The sequence below is a fragment of the Streptomyces sp. TRM49041 genome (genome assembly GCF_008271805.1).
Classification (GTDB): domain Bacteria; phylum Actinomycetota; class Actinomycetes; order Streptomycetales; family Streptomycetaceae; genus Streptomyces.
Genome location: NZ_VSRY01000147.1, coordinates 1 through 19,988, shown reverse-complemented (window position 1 = coordinate 19,988; position 19,988 = coordinate 1). Strand labels below are relative to the sequence as shown.

15 protein-coding genes and 1 pseudogene are annotated in these 19,988 nt (G+C 72.7%); 9 read left to right on the top strand and 7 right to left on the bottom strand.

All coding sequences use genetic code 11. The features are described from left to right. Window positions 1-21: 21 nt before the first annotated feature. Together FVS66_RS21035 and FVS66_RS21030 are read left to right on the top strand one after the other, a co-directional pair. Window positions 22-1,524 carry a CoA-acylating methylmalonate-semialdehyde dehydrogenase gene (locus FVS66_RS21035; RefSeq protein WP_149182743.1) on the top strand — a complete coding sequence of 501 codons (1,503 nt, stop codon included), beginning with the start codon at window positions 22-24 and terminating at the stop codon, window positions 1,522-1,524. Window positions 1,525-1,641: 117 nt separating this feature from the next. Next, window positions 1,642-2,418 (top strand): GntR family transcriptional regulator, encoded by a 777-nt coding sequence (locus tag FVS66_RS21030; RefSeq protein WP_149182742.1) that lies wholly within the window; start codon window positions 1,642-1,644, stop codon window positions 2,416-2,418. 239 nt (window positions 2,419-2,657) lie between these two features. On the opposite strand, the gene FVS66_RS21025 is transcribed toward FVS66_RS21030, so the two are convergent. Next, window positions 2,658-4,280, bottom strand: coding sequence for an adenosine deaminase (locus FVS66_RS21025; protein WP_149182741.1), 1,623 nt, complete (start codon window positions 4,278-4,280; stop codon window positions 2,658-2,660). 201 nt (window positions 4,281-4,481) lie between these two features. On the opposite strand from FVS66_RS21025, the gene FVS66_RS21020 reads away from it, so the two are divergent. Further along, window positions 4,482-4,976, top strand: a complete 495-nt coding sequence (locus FVS66_RS21020) for a hypothetical protein (protein ID WP_262387115.1) — start codon at window positions 4,482-4,484, stop codon at window positions 4,974-4,976. Window positions 4,977-5,116: 140 nt separating this feature from the next. Here the strand turns inward: FVS66_RS21020 and FVS66_RS21015 are convergent, their stop codons facing one another. Further along, window positions 5,117-7,834 carry a SpoIIE family protein phosphatase/ATP-binding protein gene (locus FVS66_RS21015; RefSeq protein ID WP_149182739.1) on the bottom strand — a complete coding sequence of 906 codons (2,718 nt, stop codon included), beginning with the start codon at window positions 7,832-7,834 and terminating at the stop codon, window positions 5,117-5,119. A 94-nt stretch (window positions 7,835-7,928) separates the two neighbouring features. Here FVS66_RS21015 and polX point away from each other — a divergent pair, with 94 nt between their 5' ends. The 4 genes from polX to FVS66_RS20995 all read left to right on the top strand — a co-directional run bounded on the left by polX (window position 7,929) and on the right by FVS66_RS20995 (window position 13,795). Continuing rightward, window positions 7,929-9,650 carry a DNA polymerase/3'-5' exonuclease PolX gene (polX, locus tag FVS66_RS21010; protein ID WP_149182738.1) on the top strand — a complete coding sequence of 574 codons (1,722 nt, stop codon included), beginning with the start codon at window positions 7,929-7,931 and terminating at the stop codon, window positions 9,648-9,650. Between the two features lie 82 nt (window positions 9,651-9,732). After that, window positions 9,733-11,430, top strand: coding sequence for a serine/threonine-protein kinase (locus FVS66_RS21005; protein WP_149182737.1), 1,698 nt, complete (start codon window positions 9,733-9,735; stop codon window positions 11,428-11,430). Then, window positions 11,427-12,158 carry a hypothetical protein gene (locus FVS66_RS21000; protein WP_149182736.1) on the top strand — a complete coding sequence of 244 codons (732 nt, stop codon included), beginning with the start codon at window positions 11,427-11,429 and terminating at the stop codon, window positions 12,156-12,158. The genes FVS66_RS21005 and FVS66_RS21000 overlap by 4 nt, the downstream gene beginning before the upstream one ends. Before the next feature lie 95 nt (window positions 12,159-12,253). Next, window positions 12,254-13,795: an MFS transporter gene (locus FVS66_RS20995; RefSeq protein ID WP_262387145.1), complete on the top strand. Its 1,542-nt coding sequence runs from the start codon at window positions 12,254-12,256 to the stop codon at window positions 13,793-13,795. 128 nt (window positions 13,796-13,923) lie between these two features. Here FVS66_RS20995 and FVS66_RS20990 read toward each other — a convergent pair whose 3' ends face one another. Further along, the gene (locus FVS66_RS20990) at window positions 13,924-14,676 is read right to left on the bottom strand and encodes a glucose 1-dehydrogenase (RefSeq protein ID WP_149182734.1); all 753 of its coding nucleotides are present in this window, start codon (window positions 14,674-14,676) and stop codon (window positions 13,924-13,926) included. Between the two features lie 198 nt (window positions 14,677-14,874). Between FVS66_RS20990 and FVS66_RS20985 the strand changes: the two genes are divergently transcribed. Beyond that, window positions 14,875-15,369 carry a flavodoxin domain-containing protein gene (locus tag FVS66_RS20985; RefSeq protein WP_149182733.1) on the top strand — a complete coding sequence of 165 codons (495 nt, stop codon included), beginning with the start codon at window positions 14,875-14,877 and terminating at the stop codon, window positions 15,367-15,369. A 489-nt stretch (window positions 15,370-15,858) separates the two neighbouring features. Here FVS66_RS20985 and FVS66_RS20980 read toward each other — a convergent pair whose 3' ends face one another. From FVS66_RS20980 to FVS66_RS20970, 3 genes are all read right to left on the bottom strand, one after another. Further along, window positions 15,859-16,506: a CBS domain-containing protein gene (locus tag FVS66_RS20980; RefSeq protein WP_149182732.1), complete on the bottom strand. Its 648-nt coding sequence runs from the start codon at window positions 16,504-16,506 to the stop codon at window positions 15,859-15,861. A 216-nt stretch (window positions 16,507-16,722) separates the two neighbouring features. Next, on the bottom strand, window positions 16,723-17,247 hold the full coding sequence (locus FVS66_RS20975; RefSeq protein WP_149182731.1) for a DinB family protein: 525 nt from the start codon (window positions 17,245-17,247) through the stop codon (window positions 16,723-16,725). Between the two features lie 135 nt (window positions 17,248-17,382). Beyond that, a complete protein-coding gene (locus FVS66_RS20970; RefSeq protein ID WP_149182730.1) occupies window positions 17,383-18,306 on the bottom strand; it encodes a S1 family peptidase in 924 nt (307 codons plus the stop codon). A 785-nt stretch (window positions 18,307-19,091) separates the two neighbouring features. Here FVS66_RS20970 and FVS66_RS20965 point away from each other — a divergent pair. Beyond that, complete coding sequence (locus FVS66_RS20965; protein ID WP_149182729.1) at window positions 19,092-19,478, top strand: rodlin; 387 nt, start codon at window positions 19,092-19,094, stop codon at window positions 19,476-19,478. A 124-nt stretch (window positions 19,479-19,602) separates the two neighbouring features. On the opposite strand, the pseudogene FVS66_RS20960 reads toward FVS66_RS20965, so the two are convergent. Then, window positions 19,603-19,988, bottom strand: a pseudogene (locus FVS66_RS20960) (mucin-1); the annotation flags it as partial.

The window sequence follows — 19,988 nt, the reverse complement described above, 5'->3', positions numbered from 1 at the left end:
GTCACGAAAGGCCCCAGCCCCATGAAGACCATCAGCCACTGGATGGACGGCAAGCCCGTCGAGGGCGCCTCCGGCCGCTTCGGCCCCGTGTACAACCCCGCGACGGGCGTCCAGGAGAAGCGGGTCGCCCTCGCCACCGCCGACGAGGTGGACGCCGCCGTCGCCGCGGCCCGTGCCGCGTACGGCGGCTGGGGCACCGTCTCCCTCGCCAAGCGCACCGCGGTCCTCTTCAAGTACCGCGAGCTGCTCGACGCCCACCGCGACGAGATCGCGGAGCTGATCACCGCCGAGCACGGCAAGGTCCACTCCGACGCGCTCGGCGAGGTCGCCCGCGGCCTGGAGATCGTCGAACTGGCCTGCGGTATCCCCGAGAAGCTCAAGGGCGAGCTGTCCACCCAGGTCTCCACGCGGGTGGACGTGGCCTCGATCCGGCAGCCGGTCGGGGTCGTCGCGGGCATCACGCCGTTCAACTTCCCGGCGATGGTCCCGATGTGGATGTTCCCGCTGGCCATCGCCTGCGGCAACACGTTCGTCCTCAAGCCGAGCGAGAAGGTCCCGTCCGCCTCGTTCCGGCTCGCGGAGCTGGCCGCCGAGGCGGGCCTCCCGGACGGGGTGCTCAACATCGTCCAGGGCGACAAGGTCGCCGTCGACCGGCTGCTGGAGCATCCGGACGTCGCCGCCGTGTCGTTCGTCGGATCCACGCCGATCGCGCGGTACATCCAGCGGACGGCCGTCGAGCACGGCAAGCGCGTACAGGCGCTCGGCGGCGCCAAGAACCACATGCTGGTCCTCCCCGACGCGGACCTGGACTTCGCAGCCGACCAGGCCATCAACGCGGCGTACGGCTCGGCCGGCGAACGCTGCATGGCGGTGTCCGTGGTGGTCGCGGTCGGCGACACCGGCGACGAGCTGGTCGGGAAGATCGCCGAGCGCGCCAAGAACCTCCGTATCGGCCCCGGTGACGACCCGTCCAGCGAGATGGGCCCGCTGATCACCCGCGAGCACCGCGACAAGGTCGCCTCGTACGTCGCATCGGCCGCCGAGCAGGGCGCCGAGGTCGTCGTCGACGGCACCGGTCACACGGTCGACGGCCACCCCGAGTGCGCCGACGGCTTCTTCATCGGTGTCTCGTTGCTCGACAGGGTCCCGGTGACGGCGGACGCGTACCGCGACGAGATCTTCGGCCCGGTGCTCTGCGTCGTCCGCGCCGGGACGTACGACGAGGCCGTCAGGCTGATCAACGGTTCCCGCTGGGGCAACGGCACCGCCATCTTCACCCGGGACGGCGGCGCCGCCCGCCGCTTCCAGCTGGAGGTCGAGGCGGGCATGGTCGGCGTCAACGTGCCGATCCCGGTGCCGGTGGGCTACCACTCCTTCGGCGGCTGGAAGGAGTCGCTCTTCGGCGACCACCACATCTACGGCAACGACGGGATCGGCTTCTACACGCGCGGCAAGGTGATCACGACCCGGTGGCCGGACCCGGCGGACAGCGGTATCGACCTGGGCTTCCCGAGCAACACCTGAGGGCGCCGCAAGCGCCGCCCGCCCGGTACGGTCCGCCCGGACCGTACCGGGCGCTTGTCCGGACAAACTGACCACCGGCGGAAGGTAGATCCTTTTGTCCGAATGTATGGATAAACTATGGGCGTGACCGAATCCGCATCCGCGGGCGCCGCCACGGCCGGCGTGGACTTCACGCTGGACCGCGGCAGCCCGGTGCCGCTCTACTACCAGCTCGCCCAGCAGCTGGAGTCCGCCATCGAGCGAGGCGTCCTCGCGCCCGGCAGCCTCCTCGGCAACGAGGTGGAGCTCGCCGCCCGCCTCGGCCTGTCCAGGCCCACCGTCCGCCAGGGCATCCAGTCACTGGTCGACAAGGGCCTGCTGGTACGCCGCCGCGGCATCGGTACGCAGGTCGTGCACAGCCAGGTGAAACGCCCCCTGGAGCTCAGCAGCCTCTACGACGACCTCCAGGCGGCAGGCCAGAGCCCCACGACCCGGGTCCTGCGCAACGAGACCGGGCCCGCGTCCGCCGAGGTCGCCGCCGCGCTCGGTGTCGCGGAGGAGAGCCCGGTCGCCGTCGTGCAGCGGCTCCGCCTCGCCCATGACGAGCCCATGGCGCTGCTGTGCAACTACGTCCCGGCGGGCCTCGTCGACCTCGACACCGCCACGCTCGAGTCGACCGGCCTTTACCAGGTCATGCGGACCGCCGGCATCACCCTCCACAGCGCCCGCCAGTCCATCGGCGCCCGCACCGCCACCGCCGAGGAGGCCCGCCGGCTCGACGAACCCGAGGGCGCCGCCCTCCTGGCCATGCAGCGGACCGCCTACGACGACACCGGCCGCGCCGTCGAGTACGGCACCCACATCTACCGCGCGTCCCGCTACACCTTCCAGTTCCAGCTCCTGGTGCGGGGCTGAGGCGCCTCGGGCCCTGCCGCGGGGCTCACCTCCGCCGCGTCGGCCCACCACGTCCGCCCACCGGTCCCGCTCCAGGGCGGCGACCCGTCTCCACGCCGGCCGGATCGGCCCCGGGGCCGTGAACGGCAACGCGCCCCCGTCGCCGTCTCCCACGAGGTACCCGCCGGCGCGGCCGACTGCCCGTGCGTGCGCCGGGCTGGGCGTGAGCAGCACCGCGAGCGCGCCGCCGCCCGAGTGCCTCAGCCGCCGCCGTGGCGCCGTTCGAACTCCGCGAAGGCGGCCTCCTGGCGCCACTGCACGGCCGCCTTCCGGCTGCCCGCCAGCAGGCGCCGGCAGTCGGCGCCCGGCCCCGCACGGCCCGGTCGGGTGCCGCGGCACTCGGCGACCGGACGGTAGCCGTGCGCCGTGGGGTTGCCGCGCCAGAGGCTGCGCCCGGGCAGGAACGCGTACTCGAGCGACGCCCGCGCCAGGTCCTTCAGCTCGCGGTACCCGAGGTCATAGGCCGTCGCGGCGTACCGGTACTCATGGCTGATGTCGGTCCGTGACACGCCGGGGTCGTCCGTGGCGAGCACGACCGGCACCCCGTGGGCGCGGTAGACGGGGAACGGGTGCTCGGCGCCTTCGACGCCCAGGATCTGGGCGTTGCTGGTGAACGGCACCTCGACGGCCACCTCGCGGCGGGCCATCGTACGCAGCAACCGCCGCGGGTCGTCCTCGTGGACGAGGTCCACACCGTGCCCGACGCGCTCGGCGCCGGCCACGTCGACCGCCTCCCGGATGTGGAACGACAGGTCCTCGGGCTTCACCAGGCCCGGCCACAACTCGCCGGCGTGCAGGGTGACATGGGCGCGTGGGTAGCTGTCCCGCAGCCGGCCGACCATGCGCATGTGCAGCCGGTAGTCGCGCAGGGAGATGTCCCCGTGCTCGGGCTCGACGAGATTGACGGCGACGAACCGGGGGTCGCGCTCCGCCAGCCGCATCCCCAGCGCCAGCTGGGTGAAGACCAGCTCGGGAGGGCTGTTGCGGTGTGCGTGCGAGATCCACCGGACCAGCAGGCGGCAGCCCGGCGCGGGCCGGGCGCTTCCGCAGCGGGACACGGCGCGGAACTCGGCGTCAGCGGCGTCCGCCTCGGCGCGTGCCGCGTCGACCAGCCGGTCCAGGCGGCCTCCGGCGAGCAGCTTGTCGTGGAGCCGTCGGAGGTCCGGGTCCCAGCCGGTCTCGGCCGCCAGCTCGCGCGCTCCGTCGGGGACGGGGGTGACCATCGTCTCCAGGAGGAACTGGTTCTGCCGCGCCACCGAGTCGGCCACCACGGCGAGCTGGCGGCCGCGGTGGTGCCGGATCACCTCGCCGAACCTGCCGAACGTCGCGAAGAAGTGGTCGTGGCCCGGCCGGCCGGGCGGGAAGTCCTGCATGGACCAGGCCCTGATCAGCGCGGTACGGAAGGCCGGGTCGGTACGGGCGTCGGCGGCGGGCCGCCTCCCCGGCCCGCACGGCGGCCGTACGGCGGTCAGCGTTCCCTCGTCGACGCACAGCCCGTCCTCGGCGGCCAGCCGGATCAGGAACTCGGTCGGGACGGCGCCCCCCAGATGGTTGTGCAGGTCACCACCCTTGGGCAGGCGCAGGAAGAACTCCCGGAGCCGGTCCGGGTCCTGGCGGATCGACTCCAGGCGGGCGGCGGTGCGGGCCTCCGCCTCCGCCTCCGACCCGCTCGTGAGCGGCGCGGTCAGGGTTCCCCCCGTCGCCGTCGCCGTCGCCGTCGCGGGCCGTGGTGCTGTCAGCGAGCACAGCGCGGCGACGAGGGCGAGCCCGAGCGGGAGGAGGGTCCGGCGCGGGAGTGCGGTACGGCGGCGTCGGCAGGTCACCGTCGCATGATGACCAGGCGGACGGGTCCGACGGGGGCGCGGCGGTGGCGTGTGGCCGGCGCTCACCCGGCCGGGGGAGCGGTTACCAGCCGGTACGCCGCAAACCGGTCAGAAGATTGACGTGAGCCTGACATTTCAAGGCTGCTGTGTCACGCTCCCGACGCTCACAACGACGTGGCTGGGAGGAACAACATGAGGAACATGGCGAGACTCGCGGGCACCGCCGGCCTGGTCGTCGCGGTCGCCGTCGGCACGACCACCGCCGCCACCGCCCTCGGGCCTACGGCGGAGCAGAAGGTCGACGGGGTCATCGCGGTCACGGGCAACAACTGCAGCTGGACCGACGGGGCCGCGAGCACCGACCCGCCGAACACCCTGACCGTCGACCGCTCCACCATCAACACACCCGGCGGCAATCTGTCCTGCGACGGCAGCATCACCGCCTCGCTCAACAACGACCCGGTGTTCACCTTCGACGACGCCGCCGGAACCGCGCTCACCGACGCGATCGACATCACCGGTCGGCGGGGGTTCGTCTCCTGCCGCTACCGGGCGACGAACATCCGGTGGGACCGCGACGGCACCACCCGGAAGTACACCAACCGGGCCTTCACGGCCGGCAAGACCTCGGGCAGCTTCCTCTGCCCCGCCTCCGTCACGACCGGCGCCGGAGAGGCATCGGTGGCGTTCCGCTGACGGCCGGACGCCCGCTCCGCCGCCCCGGCCGCTCCTCCGGGGCGGCGAGCCGTGTCCGCTGCGGGGCGGAGGCCGGATCACCGTGCCCCCGTGAGCCGTCGGCCGTCCCCTCTCACCCGCCATCCGTCATCCGCCACCCGTCACCACGCCGCGTCGTCGAACAGCGGCGGCACCTCCAGGTGCTGCGGCGCCCCGTCCGTCAGGGACTGCTCCGTCCACATGACCTTGCCGCCGGGCGTGTACCGGGTGCCCCACCGTCCCGCGAACTGCGAGACGAGGTACAGGCCGCGCCCACCCTCGTCCATGGTGGCCGCCCGTCGCAGATGCGGGGACGTGCTGCTGCCGTCCGACACCTCGCAGATCAGACTCCGGTTCCGCAGCATCCGTACGTGGATCGGCTCGGAGCCGTACCGGATCGCGTTGGTGATCAGCTCGCTCAGCATCAGCTCCGTGGCGTAGCCCATCTCCTCGAGCCCCCACTGTTCCAGCTGGCGGCCGCACGCCGCCCGCACGGGCGCCACCGCCGCCGGGTCGCGCGGCACGTCCCAGTCGGCCACCCGGTCGTCGGGCAGCAGCCGGGTGCGGGCCACCAGCAGCGCGATGTCGTCGCTGCGGTGCGGCGGCAGCATCGCGTCGAACACCGCCTGGCACGTCTCCTCCGGCGACCGGCCGGGACCGTCGGCGAGCGTGCCGCGCAGCAGCCGCAGGCCCGTGTCGACGTCGCGCTCACGGTTCTCGATCAGACCGTCCGTGTACAGCACCAGCCTGCTGCCCTCCGGCAGCCGCAACTCGGAGGTCTCGAACGGCCCGCCGCCCAGGCCCAGCGGCGGGAACAGGGGCACGTCCGGGAACTCCACCGACCCGTCGGGCCGCACCACGGCCGGCGCGTAGTGGCCCGCCGTGACCATGGAGCAGCGCCCCGACACGGGGTCGTAGATGGCGTACAGGCAGGTCGCGCCGGTGATCTCCGCGCTGCCGTCCTCGGTCTCCTCGTCGTCGATCCGGGACACCAGCTCGTCGAGGTGGCCCAGCAGCTCCTCCGGCGGCAGGTCGAGCGCGGAGAAGTTGTGCACCGCCGTACGCAGCCGGCCCATCGTCGCCGCCGCGTGCAGCCCGTGCCCGACGACGTCCCCGACGACCAGCGCGACCCGGGCGCCCGGCAGCGGGATCACGTCGAACCAGTCGCCGCCCACCCCGGCCTGCGCCGGCAGATAGCGGTAGGCGATCTCCACGGCGTCCTGCTCTGGCAGCACCCGCGGCAGCAGGCTCCGCTGGAGCGTCACGGCCATCGTGTGCTCGCGGGTGAACCGGCGCGCGTTGTCGATGGCCACCGCGGCCCGCGCGGCCAGCTCCTCCGCGACGGCCAGGTCCTCGTCCTCGAACCGCTCCGACCGATCCGAGCGCCAGAAGTTGGCCATGCCGAGGACGACCCCGCGCGCCTGCAGCGGCACGGTCAACAGCGAGCGGATGCCGTACGCGAGGGCCCGGTCGGCGCCCGACGGGTCCTGCTCCCGCCATCCGCGTGCCACGGTCAGGTCCGCTTCCAGCAGCGCCCGGCCGCTCGCCAGCGCAGCCGCCATCGGAGTCGTCGGCACGTCGAACCGGACCGGTTCCCCGGCCGCCTGCAGCGGATGGTCGTCCCGTACGCCGCTGACGGCGGCGCGGCGCATCACCGTGTTCCCCCGGCCGGGCTCCTCGCCGCGCAGCACCGGGTCCAGCAGCTCCACGGTGACGAAGTCCGCGAACCGGGGGACCGCCACCTCCGTCAGCTCCTCCGCCGTCCGTGTGACGTCCAGCGTGGTGCCGATCCGCACCCCCGCCTCGTACAGCAGCGTCAGCCGGTCCCGCGCCACCTCCGCCGCCCCGGTGACGGCCCGCAGCTCGGTGGTGTCCCGCAGCGTGGCGACGGTGCCGGAGGGGCCGCCGTGCGGGTCGGTGGGCCGGGTGTTGACCGCCAGCAGCCGGTCGCCCGCCAGATGCACCTCGTCCGTCACGGGGCGGCCGGAGGCGAGCAACTCGGCGGTGTCCCGGGCCAGCCCCAGCTCGGTGACAGGACGGCCCTCCGCGTCGGCCGGCAGGCCGAGAAGCCGGCGCGCCTCGTCGTTGGCGAGAGTGAGCCGCCCGTCGTCCCCGACGATCAGCACCCCCTCCCGCACGGCGTGCAGGACGGCGTCGTGGTGCTCGTACATCCGGGTCATCTCGGCGGGGCCGAGGCCGTGCGTCTGCCGCCGCAGCCGTCGGCTCACCAGCGCCGAGCTGGCCGTGGCCAGGGCGAGCGCGGCCGCGCCCGCGCCGAGGAACAGCGGCAGCTGGCGGTCGACGGCGTCGCCCACGCTCTCGATGGAGACCCCGGCGCCCACCAGGCCGACGACCGTCCCGCCGTCGTCCGTCACGGGGACGATCGCCCGGGCGGCGTCGTCGGGGCCACCCTCGAAGATCTCCGTGAACGCCCATCCGTCGGCCGCCCGCTGCACCCCTTCCGCGGGCGTACCGATGAGCGAGGGGTCGCTGTCGGCCAGACGCGTGCCGTCCGGTGCCATCACGGAGACGAAATCCATACCCGAGCCCTGCCATGCCGCGACCACATGGGGCTGGAGGGCGGCGCGCGGATCGGCGGACTGCACCGCGGCCGCCGTGCCGGGGGCTTCGGCGAACGACTCGGCCGCGGCGAGGGCACGATTCAGCGCGTCACGCTCGCTGTCGAAACGCGCCTCGAACATAAGTGCGATGGTCGCGGCGATGATCAGGACCGCGGCCACCACGATCTGAAGGAAGAGCACCTGTCCGGCGGCGCTGCGTACCCCGAGCAGCCGCCCCCGGCGCGCGGAGCGTCCGAGACGTCCACTATTGCCCCTCATAACCCATTTCTAACACTGGGCGTGTTCTCCCGGCGACCGCGCGCACACCCGCCGTCCCACGGCATCCGTGCGCCGGACGGCGCACCCTGGAGACATGGCCAGAGCCAATGAAGAGGTCGAGGCGCTTCTCCAGGAGTACGCCGACCTCATAGCCATCAGCGGCGGTGACGCCTTCAAGGCGCGGGCCTACGAGAAGGCGGCACGCGCCGTGGGCGGCTACCACGCCGATGTCTCCACGCTCGACGTCAAGGAGCTGCAGGAGATCCCCAACGTCGGCAAGTCGATCGCCGCCAAGGTGGTCGAGTTCCTGCGCTCCGGTCGTGTCTCCGCCATCGAGGAGACACGGGCCACCATCCCCGCCGGCGTCCGGGAACTGATCACCATCCCCACTCTCGGCCCGAAGAAGGCGCTGGTGCTCCACGAGGAGCTGGGCGTCTCGTCCGTGGACCAGCTCCTCGACGCCATCCACGAGGAGCGGCTGCGCGACCTCAGGGGCTTCGGCGAGAAGACCGAGGAGAACATCCTCCACGGCATCTCACTGATGCAGAAGGCCGGCGACGGGCGGATCCTCATCAGCGCCGCCATGGACGTCGCGGAACAGATCGTCGCCGAGCTGTCCGCCGTCTCCGGCTGCACCCGATGCGCCTACGCGGGCTCCCTGCGCCGGATGCGGGAGACGATCGGCGACATCGACATCCTCGTCGCGGCGGACCGGGCGGCGCCCTTCATGGAGGCACTCGCGGCCCTCCCGCACACCGCCGAGGTGATCGCGCACGGCGAGAAGAAGACCTCCATCCGCACCACCAAGGGGCTCCAGGTCGACCTGCGGGTCCTCCCGCCGGAGTCGTGGGGCGCGGGGCTCCAGTACTTCACCGGTTCCAAGGCGCACAACATCCGCACCCGGGAAATCGCCGTCCGGAAAAAGCTGAAGCTCTCCGAGTACGGCCTGTTCCACGCCGAGAGCGGCCACAAGATCGCCTCGGAGACCGAGGAGGAGATCTACGCCCGGCTCGGCCTGCCCTGGATCCCGCCGCCCCTGCGGGAGGACCGCGGCGAGATCGCGGCCGGCCTGCGCGGTGAGCTTCCCGACCTGATCGACGAGAAGGACATCAGGGGCGACCTGCACACCCACACCGACCTCACCGACGGGCTGGCCCCGCTGGAGGACATGATCGCCGCTGCCGCCGAGCGGGGCTACGCGTACTACGCCGTGACCGACCACGCCCCGAACCTCGCCATGCAGCGCATGACCGACGAGAAGATCCTCGCCCAGCGCGAGCGCGTCCGCGCCCTCGACCGCAAGCACCACGGCATGCGGCTGCTGCACGGTACGGAACTCAACATCGGCCCGGACGGCGGCCTGGACTGGCCCGACGAGTTCCTCGCGGACTTCGACCTGTGCGTGGCCTCCGTGCACTCCCACTTCAACCAGAGCCCCCAGGCCCTCACCCGCCGCATCATCCGCGCCTGCGAGAACCCGCACGTCGCCGTCATCGGCCACCCCACCACCCGGCTCCTCGGCAAGCGGCCCGGCCTGGACGCCGACTTCGACGCCGTCTTCGAGGCATGCGCCCGCACCGGCACCGCCCTGGAGATCAACTCCCATCCGGAGCGGCTCGACCTGTGTGACGAGGACATCCTGCGTGCCAGGCGGTACGGCGTGAAGTTCGCCGTCAACTCCGACGCCCACGCCATCACCCATCTGCCGTACCTGCGCTACGGTGTCGGCACGGCCCGGCGCGGCTGGCTGACCAAGGACGATGTCATCAACGCCTGGCCCCTGACCCGCCTCCGCCGCTTCCTCAGGACAAACTGACGGGAACCGGCCGTAGCCGAAAGGTGTCCCTGGTGGGGAAGAGTCATCACGGCTGCGCAAGGGCATGAGGGGGAGGCCGCACATGAACGGCTGGTCGGTACCCGGCTACACGGACGTCCGCGAACTCGGCTCCGGAGCCGGCGGGCGCGTCGTCCTGGCCGTGCACGAGGCGACCGGCCGGCGCGTCGCCGTGAAGTACCTGGGCGAGGCGTTGCGCCGCGACACCTCGTTCGTCGAGGGCTTCCGCGCCGAGGCACGGCTGCTCGGCGCGCTGGAGTCGCCGTACGTGGTCCGCCTGTACGAGTACGTGGAGGCCCCCGAGGGCGCCGCCATCGTCATGGAGCTGGTCGACGGGCTCGCCCTGCGGGCTCTGATCCGGGAGCACGGGCCCCTCGGCCCCGAGGCCGCGCTCACCCTCCTCAAAGGCTCACTCCTGGGGCTGGCCGCCGCGCACGCCAGCGGGGTCGTCCACCGCGACTACAAACCGGAGAACGTCCTCGTCACCGCCGACGGCGTGTCCCGCCTCGTCGACTTCGGCATCGCCACCGACAGCGGCACCGTCGCCGGCGTGGCCGGCACCCCCGCGTACATGGCACCCGAGCAGTGGAGCGGCGCGCCCGCCTCGCCCGCCTCCGACGTGTACGCGGCCACCGCCACGTTCTTCGAGTGCCTCACCGGCCGCAAGCCGTTCACCGGGGAGAACTTCGCCGAACTCGCCCTGATGCACGTCGACGCCCCGGTACCCGAGGACGACGTCCCCGAGCCGGTGCGGCCCCTCATCCGCCGAGGCCTCGCGAAGACGCCCGACGACCGGCCGCAGGAGGCCGCCGCGTTCGTGCGGCAGCTGGAGGAGATCGCGACGGCGGCGTACGGGCCGCGCTGGGAGGAGCGCGGACGCGGCCGGCTGGCGTCCCTCGTCGCGCTGCTGCCCCTGCTCCTCCCGTCCTCCGGGGACCTGGCGCAGAGCACCACCGACCTGGCGAGCACCTCGCTCGGCGACGGAGACTCCTGGTGGCGGTCCTTGAGCCCGAACCCGCTGGGCTGGGCCGCCATGGGCACCGCGCTGCTCCTCGCCCTGGTCCTGGTGCTCGCCGACGCCGGCGACCGCTCCCGGCCGGGAACGGCCGCGCAGGCCATCGCCACGACCGACATCCACCCGGCGGGCGGTACGCCCGAGGACCCGGCGTCGACCGACCCGTCGCCCTCCGCCTCCCCGTCGCCCTCCGGCCTGCCGTCGCCGGAGACCGGGGTGACCCCGTCCCCGGCCGACTCCCCGCACACCCCGGCGGACGACCCGGACGCCCCGGGCGACACCACGCCGACTCCGCCCGAGCGCCCCTCGCACCCCAGTTCCCTCACCCCGCCCAGCACCCCGTCCCCGTCCACCCCGCCGCCCACCGGCGAGCCCGGCACCTCGAAGCCGCCCACGTCGCCCACGCCCTCGGCGACGGCGCCGAACGTCAAGGCGGTGACCGTCAGGGACTTCCGGCAGACCGGCGCCACCACCGCCACCGCCACCTTCGACATCGCCACGGACGGCACCGGTCCGGTCACCCTGATCGTCTCCTGGTACGCCGGTGACTCGCGCGACGGCGTGGGGGTCCGGGACGGGCTGACCGAGACGTACCGGCGCAGCGGCGCCACCCGGTACACCGTCACGCTCACCCACACGTTCCGGACCACCGCCTGCTACTGGACCGCCCGGGGGACCAGCGACCCGGCGCCCGCCGGCGGCGGCTCCTCCCAGCGGCTGCTGACCTCGAGGTGCGACCTCCGATGACCGACCCCCGCGCTCCGCGCCCGGACCGGCCCGCCGACGACCCCGAGTACAGCGCGACCGCTCTGGCCAGCCACTGGTTCCAGCGCCCGGACACGCAACCGGAGGACGCCACCGAGCCGACCCTGCGCGCGGCCGTCGAGCCCGACCGCGTGGAGGGGACGGTGCTCCGCTTCGGGCCCGGCGTGACGGCGCACATGCCCGTGACCGCCGTGATGGCCATGCCGAGCCCGCAGCCCGCCGTACAGCCCGCCCCGGCGGCGCGGTCCGTTCCCGCGGCACCCCGACGCCTTGCGCGTGGGCGCCGGTTCGTCCTGCCCGCCCTCGTCCTGCTCTGCGTCCTCGCCTTTCTCGCCTGGCAGCGGTACGGGCCCACCGTCGCCGTCCGCGACGCGGCCGTCCACACCGAAGGGGTGGTCCTCACCGGCGCGGACGGGAGCGCGGACGGCACCGGCACCGGCTGCGGCGGCACCGCCGACATCGTCGGCGTCGTCCGCACCGACGGGCGGCCCGGCACCTTCACCTACCGCTGGCTGCGCAGCGACGGCACCACGTCCGGTGTGCTGAGCGAGCGCGTCCGCAGGGGTCAGCGCGAGGCCCGGCTCCATCTGCTGTGGACGTTCAGCGGCGAGGGCGAGTACCGGGCCCGCGCCGACCTGGAGATCCTGTCGCCGAGCCGGCACGGCGCGGGCACCACCTTCCCGTACGCGTGTCCGGGCGGTGTCCGCTGATCGAGTGGTGACCTCCCGCGCCCGGGCTTAGCGTTGAACGGTGGGCGATGCTCGTCCACGGACCGGCCCTCGTCCGAGGGCGCTGTGCCATGACGATGCCCCGACCGAATTCCGTGTCGCGGGCCGCCACTCCGAAGCGGGGTGACGGCAGCGGAATAGCCCTGGTGGTCATCGCCAGTTGCCAGTTGATGGTGGTTCTCGACATCACCATCGTCAACATCGCGCTTCCGCACATCCAGCGCTCGCTGGACTTCTCGACCACCGGCCTGTCCTGGGTCATCAACGCCTACACGCTCGCCTTCGGCGGACTGCTGCTGCTCGGCGGCCGTACGGGCGACATCCTGGGACGGCGCCGGATGTTCATGTCCGGCGTCGCGCTGTTCGTCCTCGCCTCCCTGCTCGGCGGACTCGCCCAGAACTCGGGGCAGTTGCTGGCCGCGCGCGCCCTGCAGGGCGTCGGCGGCGCCATCGCGTCCCCGACCGCTCTCGCCCTCATCAGTACGACGTTCCGCGAAGGCCCCGCGCGCAACCGGGCGTTCGGCGTCTTCGCGGCCGTCTCCGCGGGCGGCGGCGCGATCGGCCTCCTCGCGGGCGGCATGCTCGTCGAGTGGCTCGACTGGCGCTGGGTGTTCTTCGTCAACGTCCCGATCGGGCTGCTCATCCTCCTCGCCGCCCCGCACTGGATCAAGGAGTCCGAGCGGCAGCCCGGCCACTTCGACGTCACCGGAGCCCTCACCTCCACGCTCGGCATGGTGCTGCTGGTGTACGGCTTCATCCGGGCCGCGCAGGAGGGCTGGCGGGACGGCCTGACCCTGGCGTCGTTCGGCGTGGCCTTGGTGGTTCTGACGTTGTTCCTCCTGGTGGAGCGCCGCTCCCGGCAGCCGATCACCCCGCTGCACATGTTCACCGACCGCAACCGGGCCGGCACGTACGGGATGATGCTCAGCCTGGCCGCCGCGATCTTCGGGATGTTCTTCTTCCTGACGCTGTTCGTGCAGAACGTGCTGGGCTTCAGCCCGCTCCAGGCGGGTCTCGCCTTCCTGCCGGTCAGCGCGATCATCGCCGTGGGCGCCACCGTCGCCGCGCAGCTGCTGCCGCGCTTCGGTCCCAAGCCGTTCATGGTGACGGGCGGGTTGCTGGCCGCGGCCGGGCTCGGCTGGCTGACACTGACCGATGTCCACTCCACGTACGCGGGCAGCATCCTGGGGCCGGTGCTCGTTCTCGGCATGGGTATGGGCATGCAGTTCGTGTCACTGACGCTGATGGCCCTCTCCAACGTCGGAACCCGTGAGACGGGCGCCGCCTCCGGGCTGCTCAACGCGACCCAGCAGGTGGGCGGTTCACTGGGCCTGTCCATCCTGGTCACGGTGTTCGGCACGGTCAGCGCCAACGAGGCGCAGCGGCAGGTCGCCGACTTCCTGTCCCGCGCGACGCCCCTCGAACGCGTCCGGTTCCAGCGCACCGGGGAGCTGCCGCCGCCCTGGGCCCATGAGGTGCTGGCATCCGGAGTGTCGGCGGCGTTCATCCTGGCGGCGGTCTTCGCCGCGATCGGTGCCGTGATCGCACTGCTGGTCATCCAGGTGCGGCCGGCGGACCTGGAACGCCTCAAGGGCAACGGGACCGGTCCCGGAGGTTGACAGCTTCCGCGGGGCCGGCTGAGTGAACGGCAAACGAGTGGGAGCGCTCCCGTCGAGCCGTGCGAAGGGCACAGCACGACGCCGCGCGGGGTGACGCCACCGGTCACCTACCCTCTCAGTCGCCCGTTTCAGTCGCCCGTTTCGGCGACGATCATGCTGCCGGTGGTCGCCCCGCCGTCCACCACGAACTCCGACCCCGTCGAGTACGTCGCGTCGGCGGCCAGGAACAGAGCCGTCCTGGCCACCTCTTCGGGCGTCCCGAAGCGGGCTATCGGCTGCGCCGCCGTCATCGAGTCGTCGAAACCGGCGGTCATCGGCGTCCTGATCGGCCCAGGGTGGATCGAGCACACCCGCACCCCGTCCGCCGCCAGCTCCAGCGCGGCCGTCTTCGTCAGCCCGCGCAGTCCCCACTTGCTCGCCACATAGGCACCGAGGTTCGCGTAGCCCATGAGCCCGGCCGTCGAGGACACGTTGATGACCGCCCCTCCACTCGCTCGGCGCAAGGACGGAGCGGCGTGGTGGATTCCCAGCCACGGTCCGTACAGATTGACGTCGAGGACCCGCTGGAACTCCTCCGGCTCCATCTCCTCGATCGTGCCGAACTCGACGATGCCCGCGTTGTTGACCAGCACGGTAAGCGGCCCGAAAGCGTTCTCCGCAGCCGTGACCGCCGCCGCCCAGTCGTCCGGTCCGGTGACGTCGAGGCGCTGGAACCGGGCCTGCTCGCCCAGTTCGGCGGCCAGCGCGGCACCCTCCTCCTCCTGTACGTCCCCGATCACGACCCGGGCGCCCTCCTCGGCGAAGAGCCGGACGACAGCCGCGCCGATGCCACGCGCACCGCCTGTGACCAGGGCGACCGTACCGTTGAGACGTCCACTCATGACGGACTCCTTGCGTGGAAGAAGCGGTGGTCCCGCCCACTCCTCACTGTAGGCACGGCACCACGGCGCTGATCAGGGCCGAACGGCCGTGGGCGACGGGACGTCCGTCCCCGGACGGCGGGCAGCCGGCGCGCGACGCTGGGAAGGGACAACACCATCGACCCTGCGGCGCCGGTGCGGCGCCGGAAGGAGCCCACGATGAAGCGCGTTCTCGTCACCTACGGCAGCAGGCACGGCGCCACGGAGGGCATCGCCGAGGAGATCGCCGACGCCCTGCGCGAGGACGGCTACCACACGGCCGTCGTCCCGGCCGACGACGTCGTCGACGTCACGGGCTACGACGCGGTGGTCCTCGGCGGCGCCCTGTACGCCGGGCACTGGCACCACGACGCCGTCCGCTGCGCCCGACGCAACGCCGAGGCCCTCGGGCGGCGACCGGTGTGGTTGTTCAGCAGCGGCCCCCTGGACGACTCGGCCGCCGAGCACGAGATCCCGCCGGTGCGCGGCGCGGCCCGCGAGATGGAACGGCTGCACGCCCGGGAGCACGTCACCTTCGGCGGCAGCCTCTCCCCGTCCACTCAGGGCTTCCTCGCCCGCGCCCTCGTACGCGAAGGACGGGCCGGCGACCACCGCGACCTGGACCGCGTCCGGGACTGGGCCCACCACATCGGCGCCGAACTCGCCGAGGGGTAACCGAGCGATCCCGGAAGGCCACGTCGGCCCCGGCCGGGCCGCCGGGCGCCGGCGCTGCCCACCACGGCGGGCGCAGGCAGGAGCACCGCGAACCCCGGCCGGCACCGCGACACGGGACGGCGCCTCGACCACTCCCCGGCCCGCCGCCCCGGATCGAGCCGGCTCCAGCACCTCGTCGACCCGCTTCTCCAGGGCCCGACCGGACAGGCGCAGCCCGCACACCAGCCGGATCGCGGTCGTCCTCCCGGCCCCGTCGGGCCCGCCGAGCAGGCCGTCGGCCTCACCTGGCGCCGCCTGGAAACTCACCCCGTTCCACGGCGGCACGGTCGCCGAACCGCCGTACGGGCCGCTCGCAGCGCGGTACCGGTTCACCGGTCGCCGTGGAGGGCTCGGCCGCCAGGTCGGCGCCGGACGGGTCGGAGGGTTCCGCCGCGTCGGGGGACGGGTCGGCCTGTACGTACTCCCTCCGTGCGGTGATCCGAGGAACGGTCAGTCGCCGGTGTACCCGATCCGCTGGTGCACGGCCACTACACCGTCCACCGACCGGCAGAGCCGCTCGATGACAGGGACGAGGGCCACGTCCGTGACCCGGCCGGTCAGCGTCACCACGCCCTCCCGCACCTCCGCCCGGACGCTGCCCGGGGCCAGCCCGAGGGTCCCGGCCAGAACGTCGCGGTGGATCTCCTCCTTGATGGCGGTGTCGCGTCGCAGGAAAGGGCGCAGCAGGTCGCCGCGGCTGACGATGCCGACGAGCCGCCCGGTCTCGTCCACCACGGGAAGCCGTTTCACGTTCCGCCTGGACATGGTGCGCGCCGTCTCGGCGATGCTCCATGCGGGACGGGCGGTGACCGGGGGAGCGGTCATCAGGGCGGAGGCGTCCTCGGCTCCGGCCAGCTCCAGGTCGCGCGGCCGGAGCCGCGGCCCCGTCGAGCGGCCCTCGGGGTCCGGCAGGCTCGCCGCGTTGCGGAGGAGGTCTCCCTCCGAGACGACGCCGAGGGGCCGGTTGTCCCCGTCGACGACGGGTACCGCGGTGATGTCGTTGTCGCCCAGCAGTCGGGCGATCTCCTTGAACGGCGTGTCGGGGCGTACGGTCACAACACGCCGTGTCATGACCTCGGAGACGGTGCGGTGCTGCATAGTCCTCACTCCTCACTCCGGATGCTCCCAGCGTGTGGGGCGTCCCGCGACCGAGGCAGTGCCGAACGGCCCTGCGTGACGACCGGCTCGTCCCGTCCGAGGAAGCCCGGACCGTCCTGACGCTCGCCGCTACGGAGGTGCTGCCGGCGGTGGCCGACGCGTGCGAGGCGGCCGGGTGCCGTGCCTGTCGTCCACGTTCCCCCGACAGGCGTCGGCTCAGTAGTAGCCGGTGTCGCCGTCGAGGAGCTCGCGGAGGGCGTCGGCGTGGCCGGCGTGGCGGGCGGTCTCCTCGATCATGTGGAAGAGGATCCAGCGGAGGGACGCGGCCGACGCCTTGAAGTCGGGGTGCCGGCCCGCCTGGTCCAGCCCGTGGGCGGCGATGATCTCGTCGGACGTCGCACACTGCCGCCGGTACTCGTCGAGCAGCCGGGTCAGGGGGACGCCGTCCACCCTCATGTCGGCGTCCTCCTCCTCGCTGTCGACGCGGGGTCCGGCCTCCGGGCCGCCCAGGAAGATCACCTCGAACCACAGGTGCTCCACCCAGCGCATGTGCGAGACGAGCCCCGCCAGGGACATCAGGGGTGACGACGGCAGCACCGGCCGGTGCGCGTCCTCCTCGGACAGACCCTCGCACTTCCAGTGGATGACGGCGCGTTGCATCTCGAGCCAGCCGGTCAGCTGGCTCCGCTCGTCGGCGTTGTACGCGGGGCGGAGCCGGGGCGGCGGCGGTGTGGAGGACATGGCCGCACGATACTCCCCGACTCCGCTCGTGCAACGGGGCTTTGAGCGATTTCCGGCAGACCGGAGGGCCGGTGGCCCGCGACAAGACGGACCACCGGCCCCGGTGGGGTGGGGGTGCTGCTGATCGGGTGGTGACTAGAAGACGCTCACGCCGTACGCGCTGAGCGCCTCGGTGACGGGCTGGAAGAACGTGGTGCCACCCGTACGGCAGTTGCCGCTGCCGCCCGACGTCAGGCCGAGCGCGGTGGAGCCGGCGAAGAGCGAGCCGCCGCTGTCGCCGGGCTCGGCGCAGACGTTCGTCTGGATCAGGCCGTGGACGATGTCGCCGCCGCCGTAGTTGACCGTGGCGTTCAGGCCTGTGACACGGCCGCTGTGCAGGCCCGTGGTGGAGCCGCTGCGCTGGACCGACTGGCCGACGTAGGCGTTACCGGCGGAGGTGATGTCACGGTAGCCGCCGTTGTACAGGTAGACCCGGCCGTCCGCCGACGAGGAGCTGGAGAGGCGGATGATGCCGTAGTCGTTGCCCGGGAAGCTGGAGCCCGCGCGGCTGCCGAGGTAGCTGCTCTGGGACGAGTTGGTGTACCAGGCGCCGGCGATGTCCGTACAGTGACCGGCCGTCAGGGCGTAGTACGCGCCGCTGCCGCTGCGGACGTTGAAGCCGAGCGAGCAGCGGCCGCCGCCGCCCGCGTAGATGGCCTGGCCGCCGGCGATGAGCTTGTTGAACCTGCCGGGCGTGCGCTTGATCTCCACGGCGCCGGCCTTGTCGCCCGCGGCCTTCTTCAGCTTGGCCAGCTCGGCCGCCGAGACGGTCGAGTCGGCGGTGACGACGAGCTTGCCGGACTCGGCGTCCGTGTACCAGGCGGTGCCCGGCACATCGGCGCCCAGTACGGAGTCGCTCACCTGGGCCAGTTCGGCGGTGGTCGCCCGGGTCGCTTCGGCGGTCTCCGCACCGGCGCTCGGGGCGGCAAGCGCGGTGGCGGTGACAAGAGCGGCGGCGACGGCGGTCAGCCGCGCGCCTCTCGCGCAACCGCCGCGGGGGGTGAAGCGCTTGAAGTTCACTGCGTCCTCCGGTGGGGGATCGGAAGGCCCGTTGGGTGGACGGGCCCGTCGGGCCACCGACGCGGACGGTGGTTCCCGTTCACGTCATGTGCCTGACAAGTAGTGACGCAAGGGATCCTGGCGTCCGGTTCCGCCTCCTCGCAAGGTCGGCTTTCGGTCGCTCTATGCGCGTCCATGAGGAATCGCGGTCGACTGGCCTGTTCGATCGCGACACGCCGTCGAGGACCGACCAGGGCAAGCCTGTCGGTCTGTTCGCCGACGGCGCGTCGGTGATCGGTCCGGGCCCTCGGGTCGACCGCCCGTACGGCCATGCCGGGCAAGGGGGCGGGTTGCGCGTTCGAGCTGTTCAGCGTTGAACGGACGTCCCGTCATAGCGCGTTCACTCATGGGCGCCCGGTGTGGTCGACCGCCCCCCGCTGGAGCCCCGGACCTGTCGCCACCACCGTGGCGCTCGCGATCCCGCCGCGGCCGCCCGCGGCGCGACCTCGTCGCATCCGTCGCTCCGTTATGCGGCAATCACTTCCGTTCGCCCCGCGAGCCCGTGTCCGGATACCGTCGCCGGGCCGGGAGGCGGGGGTACCGCACGGGCGGACACACCGTCACGACGTGACGGCCCGCGCGGGAGCGCCGTCCCCGGGTAACCGCCGCGCTCCCGAGCCGCCACACCCGTACGGGGCAAACGGGTGAATGCGGTGCCTTCCGGGCGCCCGGACCGTGACGTGCCCGGAGTCCGCCGGTTAGCAGGACGGCCCGGTCGCCGGGTCCCCCGACGAGAAGGATGGAACATGATCAAGAAGGTTGTTGCCACCGCGGGCGTTGCCGCAGCCGCCCTGGGAGTCTGCACGCCGATGGCGTTCGCCGTCGGCGACCACGCCGTCGACACGCAGAACGGCGACTTCTCCGAGCAGTCGTACGGCAACACCCTCACCGGGGGCACGGCGAGCCCCCAGCTGGGCCTCGTGCAGGGCTCCCTGAACAAGCTGTGCGCCGGTGTGCCCGTCGCCGCGGACGTCCAGAACATCCTCCTGACCAACGTCGGTGTTCAGGACCTCGCCAACGACACGCAGAACCAGCAGTGCGCGGAGAACTCCACGACGGTCAAGGGAGACAGCGCTCTGTCGCACATCCTGGAGAACGTCATCGCGGAGAACGCGGCCGTCGCCGCCCGCTGACGTCACGTCGGGAACGGGCCGGCCGGGCTTCTCCCGGTCGGCCCGTTCGTGTTGACGCCGTCGACGCGACGGCTCCTGGTGGCCGAACGGTGGAGTGTGGTGGTGTGGATGCCGGCGGGGCCCGTCAATGGGCGGTGGTCCCGGGGGTCGGCGGGCCGGGCCAGACTGCCGAGGCGTCGTCGCGGTGCGGGTCGGGCAGGCGGACCGGCCGGACGGGTACGGTGCGGCGGCGGCCCTGCGTGATGGTCGTCCATGGGGCGGGGTGGCCCGTGTAGCTCAGAGTGGAGAGCACGAAGACGCCGTCGGCGTATACCTCGACGTACTCGCCCACGGTGAGGATGCGAAGCGTGGTCGGTGGCCTGGTCAGGGCGGTCCGGCCGAGCGTCACGCCGTCGGGTCCGGTGACCTGGAGATCCGTGCCGTCGCAGCCGATGGTGAGGGCCGGGCGGCCGCCGTCCGGGCTGTCGGTGCGCAGGACGGCCTCGACGGGCGAGGCGGACACGTCGATGT